The 12723-nt window shown below is 66.1% G+C and carries 9 protein-coding genes; 6 read left to right on the top strand and 3 right to left on the bottom strand.

Annotation, left to right across the window (positions count from 1 at the left end):
* The first annotated feature begins 1 nt into the window (after window position 1).
* Both IWX64_RS09215 and IWX64_RS09210 read left to right on the top strand, forming a co-directional pair.
* Entirely contained in the window at window positions 2-2665 is a 2664-nt protein-coding gene (locus tag IWX64_RS09215) for a DUF4153 domain-containing protein (protein WP_334683225.1), read from the top strand.
* Window positions 2666-2836: 171 nt separating this feature from the next.
* Entirely contained in the window at window positions 2837-3256 is a 420-nt protein-coding gene (locus IWX64_RS09210; protein WP_334683224.1) for a pyridoxamine 5'-phosphate oxidase family protein, read from the top strand.
* Here the strand turns inward: IWX64_RS09210 and IWX64_RS09205 are convergent.
* Complete coding sequence (locus tag IWX64_RS09205; RefSeq protein WP_196866834.1) at window positions 3204-5117, bottom strand: heavy metal translocating P-type ATPase; 1914 nt, start codon at window positions 5115-5117, stop codon at window positions 3204-3206. The two genes, IWX64_RS09210 and IWX64_RS09205, sit on opposite strands and share 53 nt — an antisense overlap.
* Window positions 5118-5305: 188 nt before the next feature.
* On the opposite strand from IWX64_RS09205, the gene IWX64_RS09200 reads away from it, so the two are divergent.
* Complete coding sequence (locus tag IWX64_RS09200) at window positions 5306-6814, top strand: DUF4389 domain-containing protein (RefSeq protein WP_196866833.1); 1509 nt, start codon at window positions 5306-5308, stop codon at window positions 6812-6814.
* A 71-nt stretch (window positions 6815-6885) separates the two neighbouring features.
* Entirely contained in the window at window positions 6886-8301 is a 1416-nt protein-coding gene (nhaA, locus tag IWX64_RS09195) for a Na+/H+ antiporter NhaA (protein ID WP_196866832.1), read from the top strand.
* Window positions 8302-8431: 130 nt separating this feature from the next.
* Here the strand turns inward: nhaA and IWX64_RS09190 are convergent, their stop codons facing one another.
* A complete protein-coding gene (locus IWX64_RS09190; RefSeq protein WP_196866831.1) occupies window positions 8432-9955 on the bottom strand; it encodes a SulP family inorganic anion transporter in 1524 nt (507 codons plus the stop codon).
* A gap of 235 nt (window positions 9956-10190) precedes the next feature.
* On the opposite strand from IWX64_RS09190, the gene IWX64_RS09185 reads away from it, so the two are divergent.
* Together IWX64_RS09185 and IWX64_RS09180 are read left to right on the top strand one after the other, a co-directional pair.
* On the top strand, window positions 10191-10544 hold the full coding sequence (locus IWX64_RS09185; protein WP_196866916.1) for a MerR family transcriptional regulator: 354 nt from the start codon (window positions 10191-10193) through the stop codon (window positions 10542-10544).
* A 270-nt stretch (window positions 10545-10814) separates the two neighbouring features.
* Window positions 10815-11024 (top strand): hypothetical protein, encoded by a 210-nt coding sequence (locus IWX64_RS09180; RefSeq protein WP_196866830.1) that lies wholly within the window; start codon window positions 10815-10817, stop codon window positions 11022-11024.
* 380 nt (window positions 11025-11404) lie between these two features.
* On the opposite strand, the gene IWX64_RS09175 is transcribed toward IWX64_RS09180, so the two are convergent.
* A complete protein-coding gene (locus IWX64_RS09175) occupies window positions 11405-12694 on the bottom strand; it encodes an FAD-dependent oxidoreductase (protein ID WP_334683222.1) in 1290 nt (429 codons plus the stop codon).
* Window positions 12695-12723 lie beyond the last annotated feature (29 nt).

Below are 12723 nucleotides of genomic sequence, written 5' to 3'. Positions count from 1 at the left end.
GATGCCGGCCAGTCCCCTGCGCCCCCGCCGGCCGCTGGACCCGGTGGCGTCCATCAAGGTCAAGATCGGCCTTCTGGTGGCGCTGAGCATCATCGCCGCGGTAGTGGTCCTGCAGGTAGGCATCCGGGCGGGCGTGCCAGGCTGGCTGACCCTGCCCGCCACGCTTGCCGCGGCCCTCGGGATGACCCAGTGGTTGGCGCGCGGGATGACGTCCCCGCTGCGGGAAATGACACGGGCAGCCGGCCGGATGGCCACCGGTGACTATTCGGCCCGCGTCACCGCCACCTCAGCCGATGAGGTGGGGATCCTGGCCCGGGCGTTCAATACCATGGCGACGGATCTCGCCACTGATGAGCAGCAGCGCCGGCAACTGATCGCCACGGTGTCCCACGAACTCCGCACACCCCTCGCGGCGCAGCGGGCCCTCCTCGAGAATCTGGTCGATGGGGTGGTCAAACCCGACGACGCCGTCCTGCAATCGGCGCTCGCCCAATCCGAGCGGCTCAGCAGGCTGGTCACCGACCTCCTCGATGTCAGCCGGGTCGACGGCGGCGCGACCTCACTTGACCTGGCGCCCGTCCGGGTGACTGACCTCCTTGACCAGGCGGTCAGCGAGGCAACGGTGGGTGGGAGAGCAGTCCGGTTGACGACCGAGGTTGAACCGGCCGGCCTGGTGGTGACCGCCGACGCCGCGCGCCTGGCACAGGTCGTGTCCAACCTCCTTGACAACGCTGTACGGCACAGCCCCACCAACGGAACGGTCACCCTCCGCGCTGCCCTTGAGGAGGATGACTCCTGGTCCCTGGCGGTCACCGACGAGGGACCGGGGATACCGGTGGAGCAGGCGCAGCGGGTCTTCACCCGCTTCGGCGTCGGTGACGACAGCAGCGGCGGCACCGGCCTGGGCCTCGCCATCGCCAGCTGGATCGCCCAACTGCATGGCGGGTCTATCGCTGCTCTCCCCGCCGCACCCGGAGCAGCGGGGGCCCGGGTGGTGGCCCAGTTCCCCCGCACCCCCAGCCCTCGCCCCGAGGAGCAGGGCTCGGTCACCTCCGCGTCAACGCCGCCGACCCCCAGCGCCGCTGCAGCGCACACCACTGCGACCACCCCCGAGGAGACTGCCGTGAACCCTGTTGGCCACCCACACCCCATCCCACCGGCGGGGTCGCCAGCTACGGCGACGGCGGACCCACCCGCATCCGTCCCCCCGGAGACGGTGGTGGACCGGTTCTGGCCGGAGCGCGGGTTGCTGACCGCACCGCTGCCGGTCTACGCATCGCTTGCGATCGGCGCGCTGGCCGCCGTCGTTTTGCCCAACCGCCACCTGGGCCTCGGCACCCTGCTGGTTCTGCTGGTTTCTGGCGGGCTGGTGCTGGCCCTGTCGATCCACCGCCGCCGCTCATGGACGGGACTGGCAGCGGTGCTCTGCCTGGGACTGGCGTCACTTGTTGTGCTGCGCGACGCCGAATGGCTGGCGGTGCTGGCCGTCCTGGCGGCGGGGATCCTCGTCACCACCAGCGTGACTGATGCGAGACGCTTCCTGCCCATGTGCGCCAGCGGCGCCGCCTGGGTGCTGAGCGGGATTCGGGGCCTTCCACTGCTGGGCCGCACCATGGCGGCCACCACCAGCCGCCGCGCGCTCTGGCCGATGCTGCGGACCGCTGCGATCTCGCTGGTCGCGCTGGTCGTCTTTGGTGGCCTATTCGCCTCCGGAGACGCGGTCTTCGGCTCCTGGGTGCAGACACTTCTCCCCGACGTGCAGGTTGCGGATACCCTCGTGCTGCGCGCTTTCGTCTGGTTCGTCGTCGGCGGAGTGGTCCTCGCCGCCTGCTACCTGGCCCTCAACCCGCCCCTGGTGGAGAAGTCCGCCCTGGGACCCGGGCAAGCGGTCACCCGGCCGTGGGAATGGCTGGTTCCGGTCGGTGTGGTCGTCGCCGTGTTCCTGACGTTCGTCGTCGCGCAGGCCTCGGTGATGTGGGGAGGCCACGCGTTTGTGCGGAGCACCACCGGTGTGAGCTATGCGGATTACGTCCACCAGGGTTTCGCCCAGCTGACGATCGCCACGGCGCTGACCCTGGCCACCATTGCGCTCGCCGTCCGCAAAGCCCCCCAGACCACCGTCCGGGACCGGCTCCTGCTGCGCGTCATGCTGGGCACGTTGTCGGTTCTCACCCTGGTGGTCGTGGCGTCGGCTCTCTACCGCATGTCCGTTTACCAGGAGGCCTACGGCTTCACGGTGCTGCGGGTGCTCGTGGACGCGTTCGAGGTGTGGCTTGGTGTCCTCGTGGTGCTGGTGATGATCGCCGGGGTGCGCTTATCCGGACGCTGGCTCCCCCGGGCCGCGCTGGCGACCGGTACCGCACTGGTGCTCGCCCTTGGTCTGGCCAACCCGGAGGCGTGGGTGGCGGAACAGAATATCCAGCGGTACGAGCTCACCGGCAAACTGGATGTTGCCTACCTCGCCACGCTCGGCGCCGACGCCATTCCAGCGATTACTGGGGGGCTGCCCAGGGAGGTGGCGCAGTGTGTGGTGGCGCTGCAGCCGGCCACCGGGACGACCGATGACTGGCTGGGCTGGAACCTTGGCCGGGCCCGCGCTGCTGCCGCTGTTGAGCCGCTTCGGGTGAATCCTCCGGCGACCTGCGAGGAACGGATCGGTCATTGACGCGGACTTCCCCTGGGGAATCGATCGCCACCCCTGCGGTAGCCATCGTTTGCGGCAGGAATCCCCTGATTCGTGCCCTTCGGCCCTAGTGTCTGCCCGCACTCGGGCGCACGCTGGAAGCCCTAATCGCGAACCCGGTGTACCGGATAGCTGTCAAAGGAGACCACTGTGGTGAATGACGATCGACCCGGAACTGTCCTCTCCGCCGAAGACTCCTGGCGGGTCCTCGAACGCAACCAGCATGGCCGGTTGGCGGTGAGCGTCCTCGGCGCGCCCGACATCTATCCGATCAACTTCCTGGCCCACGACAACCGCCTCCTCTTCCGGACCAACCCCGGCACCAAGCTCGCGGAACTCACCGTGAACAACCGGGTGGCCTTCGAGGTGGACGAAATCGACGAGGCAGAAGCCCGGAGCGTGGTGGTCAAGGGGGTGGCACGGGTGATCGATACCCAGTCCGAGGTAGACGTCGTCGATCAGCTAACTCTCAAGCCCTGGACCGGCACCCGAAAGTACACCTACGTCGAGATCGTCCCTACTACGGTCCACGGTCGCCACTTTGAATTGGGCGGGGAGCCGGACCGCTACTGACCCGTGACCCTTTCATCCGTGGGGTCCGCGCCGATCGTCCGCCTCCGAGCGCCCTCAGTGCGTTCAGGATCGCCGCGAGATCGACCAATTCCTGGAGCAGCGCCCCGGTCACTGCGGGGATGGTTCCGAACATTGCCGCAACCATCAGCCCCACGCTGAGGATGATCCCGGTCCAGATGCTGGTGCGCGCAACCCGGATGGTGTGCTGACCGATCTCCACCGCGGTGGCGACCCGGGACAGATCATCCACCAGGAGCACCGCATCCGCCGATTCACTTGCCGCGGTTGCGCCCTTAGCGCCCATCGCGATGCCCACGTCGGCCGAAGCGAGGACAGGCGCGTCGTTCACGCCATCCCCCACCATCAGCACCGGGCGCAACGGAAGCGACGCAACCACCCGCACCTTGTCGCCCGGCAGACAATCGGCGACCACCCGCGTGATCGCCGCCTCCCTGGCAATATGTTCAGCGGTCAGCGAGGTGTCCCCCGTCAGGAGTACCGTTTCAGTCACCCCAAGCCGGACCAATTCGGCCAGGGTGTCGGCGGCATTCAGCCGCAGCGGGTCACTCATGATCAGTGACCCTACGAACACCCCATCGACTCCCACATAGATGCCAAGCTGTCCGCCGTGGAGGGACGCCAGCTCGAACCCCGTGGTGCGGGAACGCACGAAGCCGGGCTTGCCAACAACCACTGTGCCGGCGCTGCACACTGCGCTCACGCCTTCGGTGGCGTGTTCACTCGCGTTCGCCGCGGGCAGGAGAATCAGCCCCCCTGCCGCAGCCGCGTCAATGACCGACCCCGCCAATACGTGCGAGGAGTACTGTTCAGCAGAGGCCGCCAGTTGCAGGACCCGATCGGGGGTCATTGCGGGCGAAGCCCCACCCGCAACCTGCACGAGGGACAACGTGGGACGCCCCGACGTGAGTGTGCCGGTTTTGTCGAAGACCGCGGTCCGGACCCTGCTCAGTTGCTCCAACGTTCCCGCGTTCTTGATGATGATGCCGGCGCGGGCGGCCCTGCTCGTGCCGGCGAGGAAAGCGACCGGCGCGGCGATCAGCAGGGGGCAGGGAGTGGCCACCACCAGCACCTGGGCGAAGCGGCCCGGGTCCTGGCTGACGAACCAGGCCAGCCCGGCCAGCAGGAACGCGAAGGCGGTGAAAGGCACCGCGTACCGGTCGGCCATCCTCACCATCGGCGCGCGGCTGGCCGATGCTTCCCGGACCAGCGCCACAATCTGGCTGTACTGAGACTCGGCGGCGGTCGCCGTCGCGACCATCCGCACCGCCTCAGCCCCGTTGACCGTCCCACTGAGCAGCGCTTCGCCCACCACCCGATCCACTGGCAGGCTCTCGCCGGTGAGGGCCGCCTCATCGAAGGTCCCGGCGTCCGACAGCAGGGTGCCGTCCACCGGCACCAGTTCAGCGGGCTTCACCACCAGGACGTCCCCGGGGAGGACAGCCTCCACGAGGATTTCTTCGGGCGGTCCGCCTTCAAGCTCGCGATGCGCGACCCGTGGCGAACGGTCAAGGAGCGCCCGCAGTTCTCTCGTTGCCCTGCCCTGGGCAAAGTCCTCCAGGGCCTGTCCCCCGGTCAGCATCAGCACGATGATCAGCGACGCAACATATTCGCCCACCGCGACCGTGGCGCCGATGGCGGCGACTGCCAACAGGTCGATGCCGAGCCGACCCTGCAGCAGTCCTTTGACCATCGACGCGGAACGGTACACCGCTATCGCCAGGGCAAAACCACTCGCGAGCAGCTGCGCCGCACCTGGCTGGCCAAGGAAAAGCAGCACTGCGGTGCACGCGCCAACAATCACAGTGGTGGTGACCAGAGGGAACCGGCTGACAAGGTGCATTGACTCATCTGACCCGACCAGTGTTGCAGCCCGGAAGTGCCTTTCGACCCCAATCTGAAGGGCACACCCCGAAGCTGGCGCTGTGCGGCCAGAAGGTGACTTTTGGCCCTACCAGCACCAGTCTGGCCACAGCATCCTTGGCAGGACAGCGGGGGTGGTGCCGCCGCCCGACAGGAGGGACGTTTTCCATGAACAGGGCCGGCTCCATTGCAATGCTCATCATCGGGATCGTCCTGTCGCTCATTGGCGTATCACTGGCCGCGGGCGGCCTGGCCGTGGCAGTCCTGGCGTCCGATCAGCGCGATGACGGCTACTTCACTTCCCCCACGGAGCGTTACGCCGTCGCCTCCCATGCCCTCGTGTCGCCGCGTCTGGAAGCCTTCGGTGAGGGAACCGCAGAGCGGCTCCCGTTTGATGTCGGCACCCTCAGGATCCGCGTCACCGCATCGGATCCATCGGACGAGATCTTCATCGGTCTGGCCCCGCAGGACGCAGTGGACGACTACCTGGAGGGGGTGGACCGGACCGTATTGCGCGACGTGGATTTCAACCCATTCCGACCCGTGTACCGCAACATTTCGGGGTCATCCACTCCCGGCACACCGGATTCCCAGGAGTTCTGGGCTGCCGCAGCCTCGGGACCCGGCGAGCAGGAAATCACCTGGAACATCGCCGCGGGTGACTGGACAGTGGTGGTGATGAACGCCGATGCCTCCCCCGGAATCTCCGCCGACCTGCAGGCAGGCTTCCGCTCCGAGCTGATCCAACCGGCTGGCACCGCCATCCTGCTCATCGGGCTCGTGACACTCGCGATCGGTGTCCCGCTCGTGGTTCTCGGCGCCGTCGGTTTGGGGCGTGCCGCCCACGAACCAGGCCAGCCCACGTCGACGGCACCCGTTCCGCCTGCCGAGGCGTCCTCCGATCGGGGCAGTGAATCGATTCCCGCCCCGTCGGCCACCGGGTTGGCAACTTCCGCCCTGACGCCGCCGCCCTACCCCGCCCAACTCATCGGCCGCCTGGACCCGGGGCTCTCCCGATGGCTGTGGCTGGTGAAATGGTTCCTGGCGATACCCCACTATTTTGTTCTGTTCTTCCTGTGGTTCGCCTTCGCGGTGACCACCATCGTCGCCTGGTTCGCCATCCTCTTCACCGGCCGCTACCCGCGCTCACTCTTCAACTTCAACGTGGGCGTCATCCGCTGGAATTGGCGGGTGGCGTTCTATGCCTACGCTGCCGCCGGCACTGACCGGTATCCGCCCTTCACCCTGGCGCGCGCCGACTACCCTGCCGACGTCGTCGTCGAGTACCCGGAACGGCTCTCCCGCGGCCTCGTGCTGATCAAGTCCTGGCTCCTCCTCATCCCCCATCTGCTCTTCGTGGCGGCAATCACCGGGTCCGCCACCTGGGGATGGCAGGTGCAGCGGGGCGAGTATGACGGCACCGGGGGGCTGTCGCTGCTGGGGCTGCTGGTACTGATCGCGGTCGTGACGCTGCTGTTCACGGGAAGCTACCCGCGCCCTCTCTTCGCCTTCATCCTGGGGCTGAACCGGTGGACCACCAGGGTGTTGGTGTACGGGGCACTGATGCGCGACGAGTACCCGCCGTTCCGGCTGGATCAGGACACCGACGATTTCCTGAGCCACGGGGCCGCGCCGCCGGGCAGTCCGGCTGAACCCGAACCCTCGTCGGGCCGGTAGACTGGAAAAAAGGTGAGCCGGGAAGACTGGTCGGCAGTAAATTTGGCGACCCCAATCCAGGAGACTTCTTCATGGCAGAACGATCAACCGAGCCCAAGCCGAAATCAGGCGTACTCGGCCGCGGTACCTATTCCGAATCGCTGCGAGTCGGTGAGATTCTCCGCAAGGAGACCGTTGGCGGCATCCTGCTGGTGATCACCGCGGCTGCCGCAATCATCTGGGCCAACTCCCCCGCGTCCGACAGCTACTTCGCCTTGCGGGACTTCACCTTCGGGTACGAGCCGTGGCACCTGGAACTGAGCCTGGGCGCGTGGGCCGCTGACGGCCTACTCGCGATCTTCTTCTTCCTGGTGGGCCTCGAACTCAAACGCGAGTTCGTTGCGGGCGACCTGCGCAATCCCGCCAAAGCGATCGTCCCTGTCGCGGCTGCGATAGGCGGCGTCGTAGTCCCCGCCCTGGTGTACGTGGGCATCAACATCTTCAGCCCCGATACTTTGCGTGGCTGGGCCATTCCCACGGCGACCGACATCGCTTTCGCCGTCGCGGTCCTCGCCATCGTCGGTTCACATTTGCCGAGCGCGCTGCGGATCTTCCTCCTCACGCTCGCAGTGGTCGACGACCTGATTGCCATCTCCATCATTGCGATCTTCTACTCCGACGACATCCAGGTCACTCCCCTGCTCCTGGCCCTGATCCCGCTGGCCCTGTACACGATCCTGGCGCAGAAATACCGCCAGTTCTTCCATCTGAAACCTGCTGCCGCCTGGTTCATCCTGCTGCCAATCGGGTTTGTGGTGTGGGCGCTGGTCCACGCTGGTGGGATCCACGCGACCGTGGCGGGCGTCCTCCTCGGATTCGCTGTTCCCGTTCTGCACCGCAAGGCCGTCGCCGGACCGGATGCCGGGCCGGGACTCGCTGAGCTCTTCGAACACCGCATCCGCCCGCTGTCGGCTGGGTTCGCTGTCCCGGTTTTCGCCTTCTTCTCAGCCGGCGTGACCGTCGGCGGCTGGAGCGGCTTCGTTTCGGCGGTCACCGACCCCGTTGCACTGGGCATCATCCTCGGCCTGGTGCTGGGCAAGCCGATCGGCATTGTGGGCACCACCTGGCTCCTCACGAAGCTCACCAAGGTGAACCTGGACCCCGCGCTGCGCTGGGTGGACCTGGTTGGGGTGGCGCTGCTGGCCGGCATTGGTTTCACCGTCTCCCTCCTGATTGCCGACCTCAGTTTCACGCCCGATGGAACCACCAATGATCACGCCAAGGTGGGAATCCTGATGGCGTCCATCCTGGCCGCGCTCATTGCCTCAGTGATCCTCAAGGCCCGCAACAAGCACTACCGCACGATCGAAGCTGAGGAGAGCGTCGACGACGACGGCGACGGGATCCCCGATGTCTACCAGGAACCGGGAAACCCCGCGGACGAAACAATCACCGCGCCGGACCCCGATGACGCCGTGCCGGGAGCCGACGCCCAGGGACCACGCTGACACCAGCAGAACTGAAAGAACGAGAAAGAGCCAGCCCCCCGCGCGTTACCGCGCTGAGGGCTGGCTCTTTCTCGTTGACCATCGGCCTACCTGACCGTCGGGCCAGTAACCCGCAATAGTGACCGTCGGGTCAGTGACCCGCCCCCAGCTTGCCACCGAGGCGGTCCCTCATGAGGACGCTCGCATCGTTGAGACCGGTCACCTCAACCTGGGTCCCGTGCCGGTGGTATTTCTCGGTGATCGCATCCAGCGACGCAATCGTCGACGCATCCCACAGGTGGGAGCCGCTCATGTCGATGATCACCTTGGCCGGGTCCAAGGCGTAGTCGAACTGGGTGTAGAGGTCATTGGAGGAGGCGAAGAACAGCTCGCCGGTGACCCGGTAGGTGGCGACCTGGTCGCCGTCGGGCCCGGTCACCTGACGTTCGACGGTGACGAAGTGCGCCACCCGGCGGGCGAACAGCACCATTGCGACCAGCACGCCCACCCCGACGCCGATGGCCAGGTTGTGGGTGGCAACGACCACCACCACGGTGGAAACCATGACGATGGTTTCGCTCTTGGGCATGATCCGCAGGGTGGAGGGTCGGATACTGTGCCAGTCGAACGTGGCCACTGACACGAAAATCATCACCGCTACCAGCGCCGCCATGGGGATCAGGGCGACAATGTCACCCAGCACCACCACGAGGATCAACAGGAAGACTCCGGCCAGGAAGGTGGAGATCCGGGTCCGGGCACCGGACGCTTTGACGTTGATCATGGTCTGCCCGATCATCGCGCACCCGCCCATCCCCCCGAAGAACCCGGTGATGATGTTGGCGGCTCCCTGCCCCCATGACTCACGGGACTTATTCGACCGGGTGTCGGTCACGTCATCCACCAGCTTGGCTGTCATCAGCGACTCCAGCAGACCGACGAACGCCATCGCCAGCGCGAAAGGGGCGATGATCTGCAGGGTCTCAACTGTCAGCGGAACGTTGGGCACGAACAGGGATGGGAAACTGTCGGGCAGCTCGCCCTTGTCGCCGACGGTAGGTACCGCGACGGCGGCGAAAACGGTGATGAGGGTCAACGCGACGATCGCTACCAGCGGTGCCGGCACGGCCCTGGTCAGCCTGGGCAGTCCGAAGACAATGACGAGGCCCAGAATCACCAGCGGGTACACGAGCCACGGGACACCGATGAGCTCCGGGACCTGAGACATGAAGATAAGGATCGCGAGGGCGTTGACGAACCCGACCATTACCGAGCGGGGAATGAAGCGCATCAGCTTCGCCACCCCCGACAGGCCAAGCACAATCTGGAAGATGCCGGCAAGTATCACCGCCGCTATGAAGTAGTCCACGCCGTGGCTAGCCACCAGGGGTGCGATCACCAGGGCGATGGCTCCGGTCGCCGCACTGATCATTGCTGGCCGGCCGCCGAGGAACGCAATCGACACGGCCATGGTGAAGGAAGCGAAAAGCCCCAGCCGGGGATCAACTCCGGCGATGATTGAGAAAGCGATCGCTTCGGGGATCAGGGCCAGCGCTACAACCAGTCCCGCCAGCACCTCAGTTTTCAGGCGCCGGGGGGATCGCAAGGTCGCACGAACTGATTGACGCTGCTCCGGCGTCAGGACCGGTTCAGCCGGGGCCGTCTTCATAGCCATACTGGCTCCGTTCACTGGGTCAGGGCCCGCGCTGGGCCTGGAGTCGAAAATCGGGGGCGCAGCACTGCGCGGATAGCGTAGCTGCAAGGGAACCCGGGGGTGGCGGACAACAAGCCAGCTGCAACACCCGGTACAATCGAAACCCTACCCTAACGTGAGGGTAGGGTTTCAATCGGGACAGGAACGAATGGCTTTGACAACGCCCAATCGCCCGGGGGCAACAGCCGCCCGGACCATGCATATCGGGGAACTGGCCGAAGAGACCGGCCTCTCGCTGCGGACCATTCGCCATTACGACGACGTCGGCCTGCTTCCCGCAACCACCCGGACCGACGGCGGTTTCCGCCTCTACACGGAGGCTGACCTCGCGCGGCTCCTGGTCATCCGGTCGATGAAGCCCCTCGGGTTCACCCTCGAGCAAATGGCCGAGCTACTCGATGCCATCGGCCGCCTCGACGGCGCCGACGCCCACCCGGACGATCAGGACCTCCTCGTCCGTTACATCAGCGAAGCGGAGGCCAAAAGGGAGAAGCTCGCCCGGAATCTCCGCCAGGCGGACGAATTCATTCACTCCCTCCAGACCAGGTAGCGGCTACTCAGCCTGCATTCTGCGGGACTTCCAGTCACCCCTGAGCACCCGAGGGAGGAAGCTACCAAAAGCCTCTCCTGGCTGCAGACTTCAGCACTGGAACTGGCACTGGCACTGGCACCGGCACTGGAACTGGCACTAGCACTGGCACTGGCACTGGCAAAAAGACCCGGCACAGGAAAAGCGACCCGGTTCTGGACTGTTTGCCGAGTAGGTTGAGCGTGGCTACTCTGGTCGCATGGCTCACGCATCGCGACCAGGAGCACGCAGATGGGAGACCTAAGGGAGCCCGCGCCGGGGTGGGTTGCCCTGATTGGCTGGGGCTTCCTGGCAGCTGGAATCACTCTCCTCTTTCTCACGCTCTACTGGATTCTGGTGCAGCAGATCTGGAGTCGAGGGTGGGTCTTCGTCGCGGCAAACGCGCTCATTGTCATCGGATCGATCGCAGTCCACCGTCGGTCAAAGGGGCGCCCGACGTAGGCGGTCCGGGTACGGCGCCGGTTCAGGGCCAGTAGTGTCGCTGAAACTCTGGCGCATAGGGAGGAACGTCCGGGACCCTGACAATCTGCCCGTCCTGGTCTTGCGGCGGTCTGTCGTCATCGCCGCCGGGCTGTTCAGTGTGGCCAGGCGTAGCGGAAGTCAGACTGTGATCCATGTTTCCCCCATGGTGAACGGTGGCGGAGGGTACCGCCGCACTACCGGAAGTATGCCACCACCTTCCGACATTTCGGCGAAGGAGGTACGTCCTGTGGCACGAAAGTTTACTCACCGGGCGCGGACCGGAAGACAATCCGCTGGGCAAGGCCGCGAAGAGGACCCGGAAGACCGAATTGGTGGGGCTGATGGTCGCCTGGATCCGGCTAGGACGACCGCCGCGCCCAACCCGGAGCCCTCTCGGGGCGGGGCCCGACTCCGATCAGGAAGGCGGGAATCGCGGTAAGGGCTGGGACGCGCTCCAGCACCCAGCCGAGCAGTGGCGGCGGCGTGGTGACTTTTCCATGAAGGACGCGCATGATGACCGCCGCGTGAATCACCCGCTGCAGGCGCTGTAACAACGCGGTGGGAATCATCCGTCGGCGCTGGACACGGGCGAGGTACCGGGTGCTGTTCGCATGGGCGAGCCTGCCTTCCCGGAGCGGCCGGGCCAGCAGTCGCGCTGCAGCCACCGCATCCTGAACGGCGAGGTTGATGCCGACGCCACCCACCGGGGACATGGCGTGCGCGGCGTCTCCGATACAGAGCACGCCCGGGGCATACCAGGGCTGTAGCCGATCGACGCGTACGTCGAGGTGTTTCACGTCGTCCATCGAGGACAGACCGGCGAGGCCAACTGCCAGATCCGGAAGAAGTTCGGCTGACTCTTTGCGGAACACATCGATTCCCCGGTCCCGGATTCCCGGGTCAGCGCCCTTGAGACGTAGCTCAGCGACTTGTCGGTACCCCTCCCTGGGTATCACGACCGCGGCGCGGCGCACTCCGATCCGGGGCAGGAGGGCGTCATCTCCCTTGCTGTCGCTGGGGACGCGATACCACCAGACGTCGAAGCCGACGGGGAATTCCCGCGCAGGGAGGTCAGCACTTTGACGCACCACTGACCAGCGTCCGTCACACGCGATCGTCAGATCTGCGGACAGCCGTCCCGGGCCGACCGTGGAGTCATAATCCACGCCAACCACCCGGTCGCCGTCGCGAATCACTCCCGTCACCGGGTGTTCCATGAGCAGGGTAAAGCTCGGCTCACTAGCCGCTGCGTCAGCAAGGAGGTTGAGCAGGTCCCATTGCGGGACCATGGCGATATAGGGATGCCGGAGGGGAAGGCGGCTGAAGTCGGCGAGCACTACCTGCCCACCATCGGCACCCGGCACTGACACCCGAGTCAGGTGGGACTGCTGCAGCGTAGCAAACCGCTCGAACAAGCCGAGTTCGTCGAGGAGGCCGAGGGTACTCGGATGGACTGTGTCCCCGCGGAAGTCACGGAGGAAGTCCGCGTGTTTTTCGAGGACTGTCACCTGGATGCCCGCGCGGGCAAGGAGCAGACCCAGCACCAGCCCGGCTGGTCCGCCGCCAACAATCGCGCACGTTGTGCGGGATAGGACCCGGGTTTCGTCACCACTAGTCATGGCGATCAGCCAGGCCAGGGCGAGGGCCATGCTCAGGGGCTAGGCCAAGGCTCATGCGA

This window comes from Arthrobacter sp. CAN_A212, from assembly GCF_015752345.1.
Lineage (GTDB): Bacteria > Actinomycetota > Actinomycetes > Actinomycetales > Micrococcaceae > Arthrobacter_D.
Note: the sequence above shows the minus strand (reverse complement) of the source record. Positions and strands in the feature narration are given on the sequence as shown.

What these genes read in the sequence shown, in the direction of transcription:
- IWX64_RS09215 (WP_334683225.1), top strand. Translation starts at nt 2, where the DNA reads ATGCCGGCCAGTCCCCTGCGCCCCCGCCGGCCGCTGGACCCGGTGGCG.
- IWX64_RS09205 (WP_196866834.1), bottom strand. Translation starts at nt 5,117, where the DNA reads ATGCACCTTGTCAGCCGGTTCCCTCTGGTCACCACCACTGTGATTGTT.
- IWX64_RS09200 (WP_196866833.1), top strand. Translation starts at nt 5,306, where the DNA reads ATGAACAGGGCCGGCTCCATTGCAATGCTCATCATCGGGATCGTCCTG.
- nhaA (WP_196866832.1), top strand. Translation starts at nt 6,886, where the DNA reads ATGGCAGAACGATCAACCGAGCCCAAGCCGAAATCAGGCGTACTCGGC.
- IWX64_RS09190 (WP_196866831.1), bottom strand. Translation starts at nt 9,955, where the DNA reads ATGGCTATGAAGACGGCCCCGGCTGAACCGGTCCTGACGCCGGAGCAG.
- IWX64_RS09185 (WP_196866916.1), top strand. Translation starts at nt 10,191, where the DNA reads ATGCATATCGGGGAACTGGCCGAAGAGACCGGCCTCTCGCTGCGGACC.
- IWX64_RS09180 (WP_196866830.1), top strand. Translation starts at nt 10,815, where the DNA reads ATGGGAGACCTAAGGGAGCCCGCGCCGGGGTGGGTTGCCCTGATTGGC.
- IWX64_RS09175 (WP_334683222.1), bottom strand. Translation starts at nt 12,694, where the DNA reads ATGGCCCTCGCCCTGGCCTGGCTGATCGCCATGACTAGTGGTGACGAA.